Below are 16,228 nucleotides of genomic sequence, written 5' to 3'. Positions count from 1 at the left end.
CACGATCCGTCACAATTGCCCTAAGCGGCCCTCATGAAGATCAGCCAGCTTGCCCACCTGACCGACGCCTCTGCCTGTCCGCGCCTGGTGGTCAAGGTCGGCTCGGCGCTGCTCGTGGGCAGGGATGGTGCGCCGCGGCGTGAATGGCTGACCGCGCTGGTCGCCGAGATTGCGGCGGCGCGCGCTGCGGGGCAGGAAGTCATCGTCGTCTCCTCCGGCGCTATCGCCTTGGGCGCCCGCAGGCTCGGCCTTGCCAAGGGTGGGCGCGGCAGCCTGTCCGACGCCCAGGCCGCCGCCTCGGTCGGCCAGATCGCGCTTGCGGGCCTGTGGGCTGAATTGCTGGCGGCACATGGCCTGGCCGCCGCCCAGATCCTGCTTACGCTCGAGGACCTCGAGGATCGTCGGCGCTACCTCAATGTGACCGCCACGCTCGGCACTCTGCTGGCCGCAGGGGCAGTGCCGGTGATAAACGAGAACGACTCCGTCGCCACACAGGAAATCCGCTTCGGCGATAACGACCGACTTGCCGCCCGCGTCGGGCAGGCGGCCGGGGCTTCGGGCGTTCTGCTCCTGTCCGATATCGACGGGCTTTATGACCGGGATCCGCGCGAACCCGGAGCTGCGCGTATTCCAGTGGTAAGGGGCGTTACTCCGGAAATTCATGCCATGGCCACGGGGGGATCGTCATCTGGCCTGGGCTCGGGCGGGATGACCTCCAAGCTGCAGGCTGCCGAGATTGCGGAGCTTGCCGGCATGGCGCTGGCCATTATCGATGGTCAGCCCGTTTCGCCGATCCACGCTGCGCTGAGCGCCGAGCGTGGCACGCTGTTCCTGCCGCGCGGCCGCAAGCAGGCGCGCAAGGCGTGGCTGGGCGGGCGCATGCGCATGCGCGGGAGCGTCCATGTCGATGCCGGGGCCGCCGCCGCACTCGCGCGTGGCTCCAGCCTGCTTGCTGCGGGCATCAAGCAAGTCGAAGGGGATTTCCAGCGAGGCGATGCCATTGCCGTGATCGGACCTGATGGCGCAACGCTGGCGCGGGGGCTGTCGGAATACGATGCTGCCGAATGCGCGCGCCTCAAGGGCCATCACAGCCGCGAGCATGAGGGTATCCTCGGCTATGCTCCCCGCTCGGCGCTGATCCATCGCGACCAGATGGTGCTGCTGTAATGGCGGCGGAACTGCTGGCGATTACCGGAGCCACCGGCTTCGTCGGCCAGGCCGTGCTCGATTATGCCGCCCGCGCCGGGATCGAGGTCCGCGCGCTTGCCCGCCGCCCGCAGGATGCGCGCGTTGGCGTCGAATGGGTTCAGGGTGATCTCAATGACAAGCGCGCCCTCCAGCGCCTGGTCGGCCGGGCCAGCGTCGTCCTGCACATCGCCGGCGTGGTCAACGCGCCCGACGAGCAGGGCTTCGAGGACGGCAACGTCTGGGGCACGCTCAACGTCGTCAACGCCGCGTTGGAGGCGGGGGTCCCGCGCTTCATCCACGTCTCGTCTCTCTCGGCGCGCGAACCGGGCCTGTCGGTCTATGGTCGGTCCAAGTTGCGCGGAGAGAAGATCGTCAAGGCCAGCAGTCTTGACTGGACCGTGGTGCGTCCGCCGGCCGTCTACGGCCCGCGCGATACCGAGATGTTCGAGCTGTTCAAGCTGGCGCGAAGGGGAATCGTGCCGCTCCCGCCGCAGGGACATCTTTCGATCATCCACGTGGGTGATCTCGCCCGCCTGCTGCTCGCCCTGATCCCCGGAGGCGAGGAGGTTACGCACCTGACCTTCGAACCCGATGACGGCACCCCGGGAGGATGGACCCACAACGATCTTGCCAAGGCCATCGGCATGGCCGTGGGCAGGCGCGCCACCGCAGTGAACCTCCCTGCCAGCATTCTGCGCCTGGGCGCCAAGCTTGACGCCACGTTCCGCGGAAAGGGCGCCAAGCTCACGCTCGATCGCGTCGGCTACATGTGCCACCCGGACTGGCGCGCGGGCGAGGGCAACCAGCCGCCGCCCGCCATCTGGATGCCCCAAGTCGAAACCGCGATGGGACTTCACGCCACGGCCGCGTGGTACCGCGAGGCGGGCTGGCTCAAATGAAAATGTGCGAATAGGCACTGTTGTTTCGCTAAATCGCCATTAACCCTTGCTTCCGGATTGGATCTTTTAAGGGTGGGGCATGGGAAAATCGATCTGGTTGGCGGCACTTTTGGCGACAGGGGTGCCAAGTGTCGCGCAAGCGGCGGAGCCAGCACCAGCATCCGCGCCAAGCCTTGCCGACGAGGTCAAGGCGCTCAAGACGATGGACACGGCCGGAAAGCCTGCAGAGGCGCTGGCCAGGATCGATGTCGTCCTCGCACGCGCCCGCAAGGCGAAGGGTATCGATCGGCTGGACATGATCTACGCCGAAGCCAGCCGCGCCAATGCCCTGTTCTGGCTCGACCGCTATGACGAGGCTCTGGGAATCTACCACAGGCTCGAAGCTGAACTGGACTCGGGCAAATACGCGATGACCCCCGACCGGGCCGAGCTCGTCAACAATATCGGTTCGCTCTACTCCTCCCTCGGCAAGCTTGAAGAAGCCAGCCGCTACAAGCTGCGCGCGCTTGATCTGACTGCGCAGACAGCTGGTACCGAGAGCATCGAATATGCCTCGGCACTTTATGGCATGGCTCTGGTCGAGTTCCGGCGGGGAGAGCCCTTGAAAGCACTGCCGCGCGTGCGCGAGGCGCTGCGTCTGGCCCGCGCCCATGCGAACCGCACCGGTGATGATGTCGAACAGCCCGCAATTTTCGGGCTGAGCTTGGCAGCTCTTCTGATCCAGTCGGGTGATACCGCGTCGTCGATTGAGCCGGCTCGTGAAGCAGCGGTATGGGCTGAAACGCATCTGGGCGAGGACCATCGTGTTACCATGGCTGCCCTTAACCAGTTGGGCGCATCGCTCAGTGAATCCGGGCTCTATGCCCAAGCCATTCCGGTGATACGCAGGACCCTTGATCTGCGTATGAAGGCCTATCCTGCAGGGCATCAGGATATTGGCTTCTCGCTGAGCGCGCTGGGCTTTGCGCTCGATAATTCGGGGCACAAGGACGAGGCGCTTCCATTCTATGAGCGGGCTGCCGAAATTTTCGAAAACAGCAGCACCGAACGCAAGGAGACGGTAGGCGCTACGGTCATTGGCCAGTTGGCGCGCCTTGCCGCCTGGCGTGGCGACAAGGCGCAATCGTTGGCCCTGCGTGAAAAAGCGCTGCAAGTGGGGCGAAAGCGGGCGGCCTCTGCAGAACATCCGGACGTGCTGCTGGCAGAGGTCAATCTGGCGCGCGAATACATCGCGAACCGCCGTCTGGATGAGGCGTCGGTTCTGCTGGATCATGCCAACGCCGCTTTCCGGCAGCGAGCGCTCGACGCCAACTTTCGCCGGCTTTGCGGCCTGATCTTCGCCGAGCAGATAGCTGCGGCTCGCGGTGATGTAGCAGGAGCGCTCACCCGAACCGTTCAGATTCTGGCACCAGCGCGAGCGCGTCTGCTCGACCGCGCGACGCCGCGCGGCGAGGTCATGAGGCTGGCGGAGCAGTATCACTTCCTGTTCGTCCAGCAGGCGCGATTTGCGGCAGGTGCGAATGACCCAGCGCAAGCGTTCGAGGCACTGCAACTGGCCAACCTTGGCGATCTGCAAAGCGCCATGTCGAGCCTGGCCATGCTGCGCGACGGCAATGGCGCCGAGGCGACCGAGGTGATCCGGCGTTATCAGTCTCTGGCCAGCGATGGCGCAAGACTGCGCCGCACGCTCAACGCACAAGTCGCAGCGGGGAAGGGTGACACCGTCAACGCGATCAACCGCCAGCTTGAAGAAATCGATGCGAAGATCCGGCAAGAGGACGCCCGGCTGGCCGAACTGATCCCCGGCTATTCGCTGCAGACCGCCGTCGAGCCCGCCGCTCTCTCCGCTGCCCAGAAGGCTTTGGCCAAGGGGCAGGCCCTTGTGCTCTTCGGGCAAGATGAGGACGGCCTGGTCGTCCTTGCCGTCACGGCGGAAAAGGCGGTGGTTGCGGAAAGTGCGATTGCTCCGCGGCCAATGCTTGAACTGATCAAGCGCATGCGCGGCTCGATCGACCTTGGTCTCGTCAACAACGGTGCAGGACGCTTCGATCGGAAAGCTGCATTCGAACTTTACCAACTGCTCTTCCCGGCACCGATCCGGCAGGCCATCAAGGCTGCGCCCGACTTGCGCATACTTGCCCCTGGTGGCCTTGCTGCGCTGCCGTTTTCCGCCTTGGTCACGCAAGCACCAGAAGGGGCGGATGACGCACCTGCGGCCCTGCGCAACACGCACTGGCTGGCATTGGACCACGCGGTCTCTGTCCCGCTCGCTGCGACGCCGCTCCCTCAGCGCGCGGGCGGCAAGCGCGAAGTGACCTTCGCCGGCATTGGCGCGCCGATCCTGGGTCAGCCCGTTCGACTGGCCGCCCGTGCTGCGCCTCTGCTGCGCTCGGGCGATACCAGCACCAAGGCCCTGCGCGAGCTGGCCAGCCTGCCGGGCGCGGCTGACGAGTTGCGGGCGATGGCAACGGCTTTCCCCGGCAAGCCAGCCTTGCTGATCGGTGCGGACGCCACCGAAGCAGCCGTCAAGGCAGCGCCGCTGGAACAGGCCAGCGTCCTGGCCTTCGCCACGCACGGTCTTGTCGGCGGGGCCTTCCGTGATCTCGTGGAACCCGCACTTGTTCTCACGCCCCCCGAACAGCCGAGCGAGACCGACGACGGCCTGCTCACTGCTTCGGAAATTGCCAAGCTGCGGCTTGATGCCGATTGGGTAATCCTCTCGGCCTGCGATACCAGTGCTGGCGATGGCGAAAGCGCGCCGACCTACTCGGGCCTTGCCCGCTCCTTTGTTGCCGCCGGTGCGCGTTCGCTGCTGCTGTCGCACTGGCCGGTGCGGGATGACGTGGCCAGCCGCCTGACACTCGACACCCTGAAAGGTGCTGGCAAGGGCCTGTCCCGCGCCGAAGGCTTGCGTCGCGCCCAGCTCGCCATCCTGCGCGATGCCAAAGTGCCGGGCGGCGCGCATCCCGCGACGTGGGCACCATTCGTGCTGGTCGGCAATTGAATGCAAAACGCTTGCCGCACTTGCAGTCGCTGCCAAATGATGGTCACTGGTGAAACCGCAATGGTCCTGCGGATAAACAACAAAGGGGGAAAGTCATGGAATGGATGCTGATGCCTTATCGGCGTTACGCTGAATTCTCGGGGCGCTCGCGGCGCAAGGAATACTGGATGTTCACCCTGTTCACGGTGATCGTCTACGCCTTGATTGCTGCATTCATGTTTGCCGGCGGTCTTGGTACAGCACTTTCAGGCGTCGATGATCCCCAGTTCGGGGTTTCGTTCTGGATTGGTGCCGTTCTGATGATGGTGTTCTTCCTCGGTACTCTGGTGCCCGGCATCGCGGTGATCGTGCGCCGCCTGCATGATCGCGACATGTCTGGCTGGTGGTATCTCGGTTTCATCGTGCTGGGCATGATCCCGTTCGTGGGCTGGATCGCCAGCATCGCTTTTCTGGTGATCCTGTGTCTGCCGGGCACCACGGGCATGAACCGCTTTGGCGATGATCCGAAGAACCCCGCTGGCTACGACGTGTTCGGGTGATCCAAGGCAAGGGGACTTTGCGATGAACTGGATGATCCTGCCCTATCGCCGCTACGCCGAATTTGCCGGCCGGTCACGGCGCAGGGAATACTGGGGCTTCGCACTGTTTTATGTGCTGGTGATGGTGGCGCTGAACGTGGTCTTCGGCACCAACGAAGTGACACAAGGCGAGGGCGCGTTCGTGTACGGTTCCCGGCTGGTCGGGGCAGGAGGATGGATCGGCGGGCTGTTCTGGCTCGCCTCCATCGTTCCGGGTCTTGCCGTGTCGGTGCGGCGCCTTCACGATCAGGACCGCAGCGGCTGGCTTCTGCTGCTGTGGATCATCCCGTTCCTCGGCTGGTTCGCCATTTTTGTGCTGATGTGCCTCGATGGCACGCGCGGCCCGAACCGCTTCGGACCTGACCCCAAGAAACCGACGCCTGCGGACGTTTTTTCTTAGTTTGGACCCTAAAGCTCGCGCAGCACTTGCGACGGTCGGGTCCGCAGCAGCCCGACCGAGCCGGCAATCGCCAGCACCATGACCAGCGCTACGCCTGCGCCCAGCACGCCAAGGATGCGTGGCCAGTCGGGCAGCCAATCGAACTCGAACAGCAGCACGATCACGCCCCATGCCACGCCCGTGCCCAGCACCAGTGCCACGCCTGCCAGCAGCGCACTGAGCAGGCCGTATTCGGCCACCAGCAGCACCAGCAATTGCCTGCGGCTTGCGCCCAGTACGCGCAGGATCACGTTGTCGTAGGTCTTGCGTTCGCGCGCGGCGGCGATCGCGCCGGCCAGCACTGCCATCCCGGCAAGGATCGCCACGCTCGCCGCAGCAAGGATCGCCGTGCCCATCTGCGACAGGATCTCGCGCGCTTGCCCCAGCACCGGGCCGATTTCGATCACCGAGCTAGAAGGCAGCGCCTTTACCAGCCCACCCAGTATAGCGCGGCGAACTTCCGGCGTCTTCGCGCTTTCCGGCAAGCTGATGGTCGCCGCCAGATTGTGCGGAGCATCGGCAATCGCATTGGGGCTGAACACCAGCACATAGTTGAAGCCCATGTTCTCCCAGTCGATCCGTCGGAACGAGGCGATCCTGGCGCTTCGCTCGACACCGAGGATCGAGACCGCGATGCGGTCGCCCAGTTTCAGCCCGAGAGCCTCACGCAGATCATCGTCGACCGAAACCAATGGCTCGCCGGAATAGTTCTTGGGCCACCATTCTCCCGCCGTAAGCACGTTACCCTCGGGAACGTCGTCGGCATAAGTCAGCCCGCGATCGCCGCGCAGGGGCCAAGCGTTGTCGGGTATTTCCTTGAGATCGGCCACCCGCGTCATCGCATCTGCTGGCCCATAGCCAACGATCGAACCGCGCAGGGCAGGGACCTTGCGAAGCATAGCTTCGGGCGCGGCACGCTGAACGATCCGGTCAAACTCGCCGGTCTTGCCCTGCGGCAGGTCGAGAACGAAGTAGTCCGGCGCGCGGGTAGGCACCCGCAATGCGATATTGCCGTCAAGACTGGTCTGCACGCCTGCCAGCAGGACGAAGGCGGCGAGGCCAAAGCCCAACGCCACCACCAGCGCCGAAGTCTGCGCGCCGGGACGGTGCAGGTTGGCCAGCGCCATCCGCGCAATCGCGCCCTTGGGCCGGGGCAGCCGTGCTGCCAGCCGCTGCAGGCCCCACCCGAGCGCCGACAGCAGGAGGAACAGCACAGCCGCCCCGCCCAGAAATCCGGCGGCGAGCAGCTTCTGCGGTGCAGTCAGCACCGCCAGCGCCACAATCCCGCCAAGCCCGAGCGCGACCGGGAGTGCTGCGCCCTTCCAGCCGCCCGCCAATGGACTTACCCGCGCCCGCATCAGTGCCATCGCTGGAAACGCCTTGGCCCTGGTCAAGGGCGGAGCGGCAAAAGTCAGCGCAATCAAGGCCCCATAGGCCGCAGCAATCGCCAGAGCGCCCCAATCGAGCACAAACCCTGCCTCGATCGGCAGCAGCCCTTGCAGCGCCCTGGCGATCAACGGCGTGATGCTCACCCCGATCACCAGTCCGCCGAGAATGGCCAGCGACGCAGCGGCGGCCAACTGCAGCAGATAGATCCGCGCAATGTCCCGGCTCGAAGCGCCGAGGATCTTGAGCGTGGCAATGCTCCCGCGCCGCGCTTCGAGGTAGGAATTCACCCCGTTGCCGATGCCGATGCCGGCAATCGCCAGCGCCGCGAGCGCAACCAGCACCAAAAACTGCCCCATCCGCGAAACGAAACGGTCCAGTCCCGGCGAGGCCTTGTCGCGCGTCCGCACCTCATAGCCCGCCAGCGGAAACTGCGCTTTCACCCTCTCGCCCAGCGCCAGCGCGTCGGCGCCCGCCGGCAGCTTCAAGCGCAGCTTGCTCCGCACCATCGATCCCGGCTGCACCAGCTTGGATGCCGCAAGCGCGCCCTTGCTGACGATCACCGTCGGCCCGAGCGAAAAACCCTCAGCCAGCCGGTCCGGCTCCGACCCGATCACCCCGCCAACGACAAGCTCGGCCTCGCCCACGCGCAGCTTGTCGCCAATCTTCACGCCAAGCCGGTCGGCAACACCCGGTGCTATCCAAGCAGTCATGCCATCCGGCGCGCCGGCAACCTTGCCGCCCTCCAGCGTGAACCGCCCGTAAAGCGGCCACTTTGCGTCGACTGCCTTCAACTCGACCGGCGTTGTGCGCGTCTCGTCATCCGGCACCCGTGCCATCGCCTGCAACCGCGCGCCTTCGGAAAGCTCGCCCATCGCGGCGATGGCTGCCCGTTCCTCTGCCGATGGCTGGCGCGCTGCCAAGGTGAATTCGAGATCCGCGCCGAGCATCTCGCGCCCGCGCGTCGCCAGTTCGCGCTCGATCGCGCCGGTCAGCGTACCAATGGCCGAAAGCGCTGCCGTGCCCAGCACCAGGCACACCAGCAGCAGGCGAAGTCCCTTGAACCGCCAGTCCAGTCCGCGACGCGCGAGCCGCCAGGCGGCACTCCACGAAAGGTTCACGAAGAAACGTCCGAAGCGATCTGCCCATCGGCCAGCCGCACGATGCGCCCGCAGCGCGCCGCCAGCGCCTCGTCATGGGTGACCATGATGAACGTCGCGTCCGCCTGCGCTGCCCGCGCGAACAGCAGGTCGGCTACCGCTTCGCCGGTCGCATGGTCGAGATTGCCGGTCGGCTCGTCGGCGAACAGAATGGCGGGACTGGGCGCGAGTGCCCGCGCAATCGCCACGCGCTGCTGCTCGCCGCCTGAAAGCTGCGTCGGGTAGTGGTGCAGGCGATGGCCGAGGCCGACAGCTACCAGTTCCGCTTCGGCGCGTGTCATCGCGTCGGTCTGGCCCGCCAGTTCCAGCGGCGTCGCTACATTCTCGAGTGCGGTCATCGTCGGCAGCAGGTGGAAAGCCTGGAGCACGATGCCGATCCGCCCGCGCCGCGCGGCGGCAAGGCCGTCCTCGTCCAGCGCGGTGAAATCCGCCCCGGCGACATTGAGCGACCCGCCGCTCGCGCGCTCCAGGCCGGACAGGATCGCCAGCAGCGATGACTTGCCCGAGCCTGATGGCCCCAGCAATGCGAGCGTCTCGCCCGCGCCCACCGTCAGGTCGATGCCGCGAAGGATCTGAACCTGTGCCTCCCCGCTGCCGAGCGATAGGGTAAGGGCCGAAGCGGCGATTGCCGGCGCCGATGAACTTGAAAGGGGGGAGCTTGTCACAGGCCTCACGTGGCATAGATTGGTTGCAGCGTGCAACCGGCACTTGGGGGCGCGCCTATGGAGTTTCAATGCGCCGCTTCGCTCTTGCCGCCACCCTTGTTCTTGCCGCCTGCTCGCCCGAGAAGACCCCTGAACCGGCCGCCACCAAAGCCGCACAGGCGCAGGGGCAGGCACAGGCACCGGTTCCGGCCAATGCCCCGGTCATCCTCGCATTCGGCGACAGCCTCTATGCGGGATACCAGCTTGATCCGGGCGAGGGCTATCCGCCGCGCCTTGAAGCGGCGCTCAATGCGGGCGGCGTTCCCGTCAAAGTCGTCAATGCAGGTGTCTCGGGAGATACCACCGCAGCGGCCCTTCAGCGCCTCCAGTTCACGCTCGACAACCAACCGGTGCAACCAAGTCTCGCGCTTGTCGGCCTCGGTGGCAACGACATGTTGCGGGGGCTGCCCCCGGCGGAGACCCGCGCCAACCTTGATGCAATCCTGACCGAGTTCGACAAGCGCGGCATCCCCGTGGTGCTTACGGGAATGCTCGCTGCCCCAAATCTGGGCGCGGACTACCAGAAGCAATTCAACCCGATCTGGCCCGATCTGGCCAAGAAGCACAAGGCAGGCCTCGTCCCGTTTTTCCTCGCCCCCGTCCTTGGCAACAAGAGCCTGATGCTGGAAGACAATGTCCACCCTAACGCCCAGGGCGTTGACAGGATCGTCGCGGCGACCAGGGGCCAGGTGGCAGAGGCGCTTAAAGCGGCCACTGCGGAATAGCGCTCAGACTCGCTCGACCAACCCGTCGCGCACCGCCCACACGGCGCTTGACCCGGCGATCTCGGCAAACGGTGCCATCTCGGTCCCTGTCATCCACACTTGCGCTCCGCTCGATCCCAGCCGCTCGAACAGTGCCGTGCGCCGGACCGGGTCGAGGTGCGCGGCAATCTCGTCAAGCAACAGCAGGCGCGGGCGCTCCCCCGCCGTCAGTTCCGCGTGGGCGAGGACAATGGCGATCAGCATTGCCTTCTGCTCACCCGTAGAGCAATCGGCGGCAGGCGCGTTCTTGGTCGCCAGCGTCACGGCAAGATCATCGCGATGCGGGCCGCTGAGCGATCGCCCTGCCGCGCGATCCCGACGCCGCCCCTCGCGCAAAAGGTTGCGCAGGGCATCGGCCTCGACCGGCACATCGCTGGCATAGACCAAAGAAGGCCGCGCAAAGGGTTGTTCGGGAACGCTTTCCAGCACGCGGCCAAGGTCTGCCACAAGTGCGGCCCGCGCCGCCGCCATGGCTGCACCGCTTTCGGCCATCTGCGTCTCGATACCGTCAAGCCACAGCGGATCAGGTTCGACAGGCTCGCCCAGCAGCCGGTTGCGCTCGCGCAGTGCGGTTTCATAGCGCGTGGCATTGCGCGCATGGGCAGGCTCGCGCGCCAGCACCAGCCGATCGAGAAAGCGCCGCCGCGATCCGGCGCTTTCTGCGAAAAGCCGGTCCATCGCCGGCGTCAGCCAGGTGATCGAGAGCCATTCCCCCAGCCGTGCCGCCGGCCCTTCCGCACCATTGATCCGCACCAGCCGGCGATTTGGCGCCTCGTGCGCGGTCGACGTGCCGATCTGCACGGCCCCGTCCTCGATCTCCGCCGCCACTGCAAACCCGCCAGACCCATCGCGCCCCGCCATCTCGGCAGGCTGCGCCCGCCGCAGCCCGCGCCCCGGCGCCAGCAGGCTGATAGCCTCGAGCACATTGGTCTTGCCCGCTCCGTTTTCCCCCACCAGCACGTTGAACGCGCGCATCCCCTCAAGCCGCGTCGCAGCATGGTTGCGAAAATCGCGCAAGGTCAGGCGGGTGAGAGACATCGATTTGAGGCGTTAGTGGGTTTGCGCGACAAGCGAAACCTCCAGTCTTGTCGCTCAGGCCTTCTCGCTCAAGTCTTGTCACTCAGGCCATGCTTCTTCATGCAATGGCGCAACTGGTCGTAGGTCAGCCCCAGCGCCTTGGCGGTCTGGCGCTGGTTGTAGCGGTTGCGGCCGAGGTGATGCTCGACGATGGCGCGTTCGTGCGCATCAACCGCCGCGCGCAAGTCGGCCACGCTGTCGAAGTCGGCGGAAGGAGCGGCAACGCGCACCGGTGCCGCAGCCTCGCTTTCCGCCACCTCCGGCCGCATCGATGCGGCTGGCTTCCACGGGCTTTCGAACGGATCGAACTGGACGTGGCCGATGGCCTGCGTCCAGTCGTCCCAGCGATATACCGCGCGTTCCACCACGTTGCGCAATTCGCGCACGTTGCCGGGCCAGAGGTAGTCTTCCATCGCTTTCTGCACCGATGCTGCAAAACCAGGCCAGGAATCCCAGTGCAGTTCTGCCGCCATGCGCCGCCCGAAGTAGTCGGCCAGCACAGCGATGTCGCCCTCGCGCACGCGCAGCGGGGGCAGGGTGATCACCTCGAAGCTCAGCCGGTCGAGCAGGTCGGCGCGGAAGCGGCCCTGTTCGGCCAGCTTGGGCAGATCCTCGTTGGTCGCCGCCACGATGCGCACGTCGACGCGCACGGGCTTGCTTGAACCGATCCGCGTAACCTCGCCATATTCCACCGCGCGCAGCAAGCGCTCCTGCGCGCCCATCGAAAGCGTGCCCAGTTCGTCCAGGAACAGCGTGCCCTTGTCGGCTTCCTCGAACCGACCGGTTCGTGCCCGCGTCGCGCCCGTGAACGCGCCCGCCTCATGTCCAAACAGTTCGGCCTCAATCAGCGTTTCGGGCAGGGCCGCGCAGTTCATCGTTACCAGCGGTTCCTGCCAGCGCGTCGACAGGCGGTGGAGGCGTTCGGCGATCAGTTCCTTGCCGGTCCCGCGTTCGCCGATGACGAGCACCGGGCGGCGCATTGGTGCGGCGCGGCTGGCGCGTTCGACCGCGTCGAGGAACGCGCCCGATTGGCCAATGAACTGAACCTCCCTGTCCATGCCGCATGTTTAGCGCATTTTCCCAAGTCTCGGCAAGAATTCCCAACATTAAAGGTGGGTGACTCTCGAAAAGTGGCGGAATTCTGCGCCCTTCGCAGTTTGGCACACCCCTTGCTCTACCATGAACAACCCGGCGGCAAGCCGGACCAACTGACAAGTAACCCGCCGAAAGGTCACGAAAATGTACACCGCCCGCTTTTTCTCCACCTCGCTCGGCCGCGCCAGCCTCGCCAGCATCGGTGCGATGGTCGTGATGTGCTGCTTTGCCCTGACCCAGCAGGTGAACGCGGTTCCCAGCGTCATGGCTTCCACCGCCGCCATCACCGGTGAGCTGGCATGATGGCCGACGAACTTACCCCGATTCGCTCCGAGCGCGTGGAAGGTGCCCGCACCACCCGGCTCGATGCGGAACTGGATCGCCTGCGCAATTTCAGCAATGGTGGCGGGAATGGCCAATCCCGCCCCCTCTTCACTCCCGGAGTAAACCTGATGGGTATCTTTTCGCGGACGCGCGACATCATTGCAGCCAATTTCAACGACTTGCTTGATAAGGCTGACGATCCTGCCAAGATGATCCGGATGATCATCATGGAGATGGAGGAGACGCTGGTCGAAGTCCGCGCCTCGGCTGCCCGTACCATCGCCGATCAGAAGGAGATGGGCCGTCACGTGTCCAAGCTGGAACGCCTCCAGGCAGATTGGGCGGAAAAGGCCCAGCTCGCCCTGTCGAAGGACCGCGAGGACCTGGCCCGTGCCGCTCTGGTCGAGAAGAAGAAGGCCGCTGACATGGCCGACCAGCTCAAGACCGAGATCACTGTGCTCGACGATGCGATGCGCGCCTACGAGCAGGACATCGAGAAGCTGCAGACCCGCCTGCGCGAAGCCCGCAGCCGGCAGACCGCGATCGCCGCGCGCCTCGAAAGCGCCGAGAACCGCGTCCGCCTGCGCTCGCTGCTCGCCAACGAGCGGGTCGATGAAGCCATGGCTCGCTTCGACCAGCTCGAACGCCGCGTCGATTATGCCGAAGGCCGCGCCGATGCGCTCAGCCTCGCCGATGGCAATTCCCGCCCCAGCCTTGCGGACGAGATCGCCGCGCTCGCCGGCCAGGACAAGATCGACGAGGAACTCGAAGCGATGAAGCGCCAGCTCGGAAAGGAAGGCTGAGCCATGGAAGACGTCGTTGCAATTGCTGCCATTTTCCTTGGCCTCCCGTGGATCATTTTCCACTACATCACCAAGTGGAAGACGGCAGCCACGCTTACCAACGGGGACGAGGCGCTGCTGGAAGAGCTCTACCAGCTCGCCCGCCGGCTTGATGAGCGCATGGACACGGTCGAGCGCCTCGTCGCTGCCGACAATCCCGAATTCCGGCCTGCACGCATCGTGCATGATCGCGAAACCGACAATCAGAAACTGCGCGAACTGGATCGCCTTTTCGCCGAACAGGGAAGGACCTCGAAGTGAACAGCCCCCGCACCCGCTTTTATCGCGACAAGGTCAACGGCAAGTTCATGGGCGTCTGCGCCGGAGTTGCCGATTACACCGGGGTTGACGTGCTTTGGGTCCGCCTCGGCTTTCTGATCCTGGCATGTTCGATGGGCTGGCCGTTCCTGGTCTACTTTGCCCTCGGCTTCCTTGCGAACAAGAAGCCTGCGAACCTCTACGGTGACCGTCAGGAGCAGCAGTTCTGGCAGCGCGTCCGCCAGTCGCCCGCCCGCACCGCCCGCGAAGTTCGCGCCGAGTTCCGCGATATCGACCGCCGCCTGGCCGACGTCGAAAGCTTCTACGTCAATTCCAACCCGCGCCTCTCGGCCGAGATCGAGAAGCTGCGCTAAGAACACAACCGTCCTGAGGGGGACTTGAGCCATGGGACCTGAAACTATTGGGCCTCTGATTCCGATCATCGCACTGATGATCCCGATCGTGGCGATCTGGACCAAGCACCGCACCAAGATTGCGGAGATGCAGATCAATGCGACAGCCGAACTGAGCGCAGAGAAGGCCGCGCAATACGCCCAGCACACCCGGGCACTCGAAGAGCGCGTCCGTGTCCTCGAAGCCATCGTCACCGACAAGGGTTTCGATACCGCCGCGCAGATCGAAGCGCTCCGCCGCGATACGGCCGCGCTCGAAGACCGGAGGCCGCAATGAACTGGGCCGGCCCCGAATTCGTCCTGGCAATCATCGCCATCTCCACGGGCGGCTGGGTGATCAACAACTGGATCCGTGCGCGCCACGGCTATGCCCTTGAGGACGAATGGGGCGGCAAGACCGATCGGGCCGATCAGGAGGCCTATGCCAAGCTGCGCGAGGAGAACGCCTTCCTGCGCGACCAGCTGGACAAGACGCACCAGCGCCTCGCCAATGTCGAGGCCATCGTCACCGACAGCGGTTTCGACGTCTCTCGCCAGATCGAGGCACTGCGCCCCGCTCAGGAGAAGATGCAATGAACGAAGATGTCATCCTGGCGCTGGTGTTCATGGTCATCGTCCTGCCGATCGTGCTCGGTATCGGCTCGGACATCTACAAGCGTCGCCTCGCTTTCAGGGAACGCGAACTTGAACTGCTCTCGAAGCAGACGGCCGAGAAGGCCGCCCAGTACGCCGCTCAGGCCGAGCGCCTTGAACAGCGCGTCCGCGTGCTCGAACGTATCGCCACCGAAAACAATTCCGACCTCGCGCTGCAGATCGAGAACCTGCGCGACGTCAAGGTCAACTGAGGACGCAACAAGTGGGCCCCGGATCAACCATCGTCGCGGTCATCGCGATCATCGCCTTCGTCATCATTCGCACAAACCGGGATCGCTATCGGGCGGGCATCATGCAGCAACCGCCGATCGACCCCGCCTACACCGCCAGCCTCGAACGTGAAGTCTCGGACTTGCGCAAGCGGCTCGAAGTCCTGGAACGCATCGCCACCAACGAAGGGGAAACCCACCGCCTCTCGCGTGAGATTGAGTCGCTGCGCGACCGCTGACGAAAAGGAGCATCCAACCATGTCCTCCGATCTCGTTCTCTCCCTCTCCGGTCTCACTGGCCTCGCCATGGTTGCCCTTGCCGCCCTGCGCGGCTGGGACGGCTGGCTCGCCCTCAAGCGCATGGAGCTTGAACGCACGGAAACGGGCGATGCCGGCAGCCTCATCGAACTCGCCGACATGCGCGAGCGTCTGCGAAAGCTTGAAGCCATCGCCTCGGGCGTGGACCTTTGAGCCGCCACACCGAAGGTGCCGCCAAGGCCGGCATCGGCCTCGGTTCGGCCATCGCAATCACCATTTCGTGGAGCCTGCACAAGTCGATCGTCTGGGCGCTGATCCATGGCGTACTCTCGTGGATCTACGTGATCTGGTACGCCCTCACGCGTCCCGGTGGCATCTCTGGCTAGCGTGCAACCTCTCAACCATCGTCGCCCCGGCGCAGGCCGGGGCCCATGACCTCGCGGTTAGGTATGACGTCAGCGGAGTGGATCCCGGCCTTCGCCGGGATGACGCTCGAAAGTGCTAACCGATTCTGCCCACTCAGCCCATGGACGCACCCGGCACTGACCGCTAATGCGTGCCCATGCGCAGCCTTGAAGACATCCTCGAAGAGTACGAATTCCTTGACGGCGACGAGCGCTATCGTCTGCTGATAGAGCTCGGGCGCGAGCTTGAGGACATGCCCGATGCGCTCAAGACCGATGCCACGCTCGTGCGCGGCTGTTCTGCCAGCGTCTGGGTCTATCCGACACAAGCCGAGGGCGGCAAACTGCACTTCCTGGCCGACAGCAACGCCGCGATCACCAAGGGCATCGTCGCGCTCGTCCTTGCCGCCGTACAGGACAGGCCCGCCGCCGAGGTTGCCGAAACGGACATTGCCGAAGAACTCGCGCCCTTCGATCTCAAGAAGCAACTCTCGTCCAACCGCACCCAAGGCGTTCCCAACATGATCGCACTGGTGCGCGATCACGCCGCGCGCATAGCCGCCACGGCCTGA

At 65.1% G+C, this 16,228-nt stretch carries 21 protein-coding genes; 17 read left to right on the top strand and 4 right to left on the bottom strand.

All coding sequences use genetic code 11. The annotated features are described in order from the left end of the window. The first annotated feature begins 33 nt into the window (after positions 1-33). The 5 genes from proB to ACZ1JY_RS06055 all read left to right on the top strand — a co-directional run bounded on the left by proB (position 34) and on the right by ACZ1JY_RS06055 (position 6,069). Entirely contained in the window at positions 34-1,167 is a 1,134-nt protein-coding gene (gene proB / locus ACZ1JY_RS06075) for a glutamate 5-kinase (protein ID WP_465130688.1), read from the top strand. Further along, positions 1,167-2,087: an NAD-dependent epimerase/dehydratase family protein gene (locus tag ACZ1JY_RS06070; protein WP_118073402.1), complete on the top strand. Its 921-nt coding sequence runs from the start codon at positions 1,167-1,169 to the stop codon at positions 2,085-2,087. Before proB ends, ACZ1JY_RS06070 begins: the two co-directional genes overlap by 1 nt. Positions 2,088-2,166: 79 nt before the next feature. After that, positions 2,167-5,091 carry a CHAT domain-containing tetratricopeptide repeat protein gene (locus ACZ1JY_RS06065; RefSeq protein ID WP_465130687.1) on the top strand — a complete coding sequence of 975 codons (2,925 nt, stop codon included), beginning with the start codon at positions 2,167-2,169 and terminating at the stop codon, positions 5,089-5,091. A gap of 95 nt (positions 5,092-5,186) precedes the next feature. Then, complete coding sequence (locus ACZ1JY_RS06060; protein ID WP_168903682.1) at positions 5,187-5,630, top strand: DUF805 domain-containing protein; 444 nt, start codon at positions 5,187-5,189, stop codon at positions 5,628-5,630. Between the two features lie 22 nt (positions 5,631-5,652). Continuing rightward, positions 5,653-6,069 (top strand): DUF805 domain-containing protein, encoded by a 417-nt coding sequence (locus ACZ1JY_RS06055; protein ID WP_465130686.1) that lies wholly within the window; start codon positions 5,653-5,655, stop codon positions 6,067-6,069. A gap of 8 nt (positions 6,070-6,077) precedes the next feature. On the opposite strand, the gene ACZ1JY_RS06050 is transcribed toward ACZ1JY_RS06055, so the two are convergent. Further along, a complete protein-coding gene (locus tag ACZ1JY_RS06050) occupies positions 6,078-8,615 on the bottom strand; it encodes an ABC transporter permease (RefSeq protein WP_465130685.1) in 2,538 nt (845 codons plus the stop codon). Beyond that, positions 8,612-9,319, bottom strand: a complete 708-nt coding sequence (locus ACZ1JY_RS06045; RefSeq protein ID WP_465130684.1) for an ABC transporter ATP-binding protein — start codon at positions 9,317-9,319, stop codon at positions 8,612-8,614. The genes ACZ1JY_RS06050 and ACZ1JY_RS06045 overlap by 4 nt, the downstream gene beginning before the upstream one ends. 68 nt (positions 9,320-9,387) lie before the next feature. On the opposite strand from ACZ1JY_RS06045, the gene ACZ1JY_RS06040 reads away from it, so the two are divergent. Then, positions 9,388-10,083 carry an arylesterase gene (locus ACZ1JY_RS06040; RefSeq protein ID WP_465130683.1) on the top strand — a complete coding sequence of 232 codons (696 nt, stop codon included), beginning with the start codon at positions 9,388-9,390 and terminating at the stop codon, positions 10,081-10,083. A gap of 3 nt (positions 10,084-10,086) precedes the next feature. Here ACZ1JY_RS06040 and recF read toward each other — a convergent pair whose 3' ends face one another. Together recF and pspF are read right to left on the bottom strand one after the other, a co-directional pair. Further along, entirely contained in the window at positions 10,087-11,160 is a 1,074-nt protein-coding gene (gene recF, locus ACZ1JY_RS06035; RefSeq protein ID WP_168903687.1) for a DNA replication/repair protein RecF, read from the bottom strand. A 68-nt stretch (positions 11,161-11,228) separates the two neighbouring features. Next, on the bottom strand, positions 11,229-12,257 hold the full coding sequence (gene pspF, locus ACZ1JY_RS06030) for a phage shock protein operon transcriptional activator (protein ID WP_168903688.1): 1,029 nt from the start codon (positions 12,255-12,257) through the stop codon (positions 11,229-11,231). A 181-nt stretch (positions 12,258-12,438) separates the two neighbouring features. Between pspF and ACZ1JY_RS06025 the strand changes: the two genes are divergently transcribed. The 11 genes from ACZ1JY_RS06025 (at position 12,439) to ACZ1JY_RS05975 (ending at position 16,228) form a co-directional block, all read left to right on the top strand. Further along, complete coding sequence (locus tag ACZ1JY_RS06025) at positions 12,439-12,597, top strand: hypothetical protein (RefSeq protein WP_162895982.1); 159 nt, start codon at positions 12,439-12,441, stop codon at positions 12,595-12,597. After that, entirely contained in the window at positions 12,597-13,421 is an 825-nt protein-coding gene (pspA, locus tag ACZ1JY_RS06020) for a phage shock protein PspA (RefSeq protein WP_465130682.1), read from the top strand. The genes ACZ1JY_RS06025 and pspA overlap by 1 nt, the downstream gene beginning before the upstream one ends. Before the next feature lie 3 nt (positions 13,422-13,424). Next, positions 13,425-13,721 (top strand): envelope stress response membrane protein PspB, encoded by a 297-nt coding sequence (gene pspB, locus ACZ1JY_RS06015; protein ID WP_039337340.1) that lies wholly within the window; start codon positions 13,425-13,427, stop codon positions 13,719-13,721. After that, a complete protein-coding gene (pspC, locus tag ACZ1JY_RS06010) occupies positions 13,718-14,092 on the top strand; it encodes an envelope stress response membrane protein PspC (protein ID WP_039337341.1) in 375 nt (124 codons plus the stop codon). Before pspB ends, pspC begins: the two co-directional genes overlap by 4 nt. 31 nt (positions 14,093-14,123) lie before the next feature. Continuing rightward, positions 14,124-14,408, top strand: a complete 285-nt coding sequence (locus tag ACZ1JY_RS06005; protein WP_118073410.1) for a hypothetical protein — start codon at positions 14,124-14,126, stop codon at positions 14,406-14,408. Next, positions 14,405-14,707, top strand: coding sequence for a hypothetical protein (locus ACZ1JY_RS06000; RefSeq protein ID WP_118073411.1), 303 nt, complete (start codon positions 14,405-14,407; stop codon positions 14,705-14,707). Before ACZ1JY_RS06005 ends, ACZ1JY_RS06000 begins: the two co-directional genes overlap by 4 nt. Next, positions 14,704-14,976: a hypothetical protein gene (locus tag ACZ1JY_RS05995; RefSeq protein ID WP_168903690.1), complete on the top strand. Its 273-nt coding sequence runs from the start codon at positions 14,704-14,706 to the stop codon at positions 14,974-14,976. Before ACZ1JY_RS06000 ends, ACZ1JY_RS05995 begins: the two co-directional genes overlap by 4 nt. 11 nt (positions 14,977-14,987) lie before the next feature. Continuing rightward, on the top strand, positions 14,988-15,233 hold the full coding sequence (locus ACZ1JY_RS05990) for a hypothetical protein (RefSeq protein ID WP_465130681.1): 246 nt from the start codon (positions 14,988-14,990) through the stop codon (positions 15,231-15,233). Between the two features lie 19 nt (positions 15,234-15,252). Continuing rightward, positions 15,253-15,465, top strand: coding sequence for a hypothetical protein (locus ACZ1JY_RS05985; RefSeq protein WP_465130680.1), 213 nt, complete (start codon positions 15,253-15,255; stop codon positions 15,463-15,465). After that, the gene (locus tag ACZ1JY_RS05980; protein WP_465130679.1) at positions 15,462-15,638 is read left to right on the top strand and encodes a hypothetical protein; all 177 of its coding nucleotides are present in this window, start codon (positions 15,462-15,464) and stop codon (positions 15,636-15,638) included. Before ACZ1JY_RS05985 ends, ACZ1JY_RS05980 begins: the two co-directional genes overlap by 4 nt. A 176-nt stretch (positions 15,639-15,814) precedes the next feature. Further along, positions 15,815-16,228 (top strand): SufE family protein, encoded by a 414-nt coding sequence (locus tag ACZ1JY_RS05975; RefSeq protein WP_465130678.1) that lies wholly within the window; start codon positions 15,815-15,817, stop codon positions 16,226-16,228.

The sequence above is a fragment of the Novosphingobium sp. BL-A-41-Hi4B-X5A genome (assembly GCF_055521705.1).
Note: the sequence above shows the minus strand (reverse complement) of the source record. Positions and strands in the feature narration are given on the sequence as shown.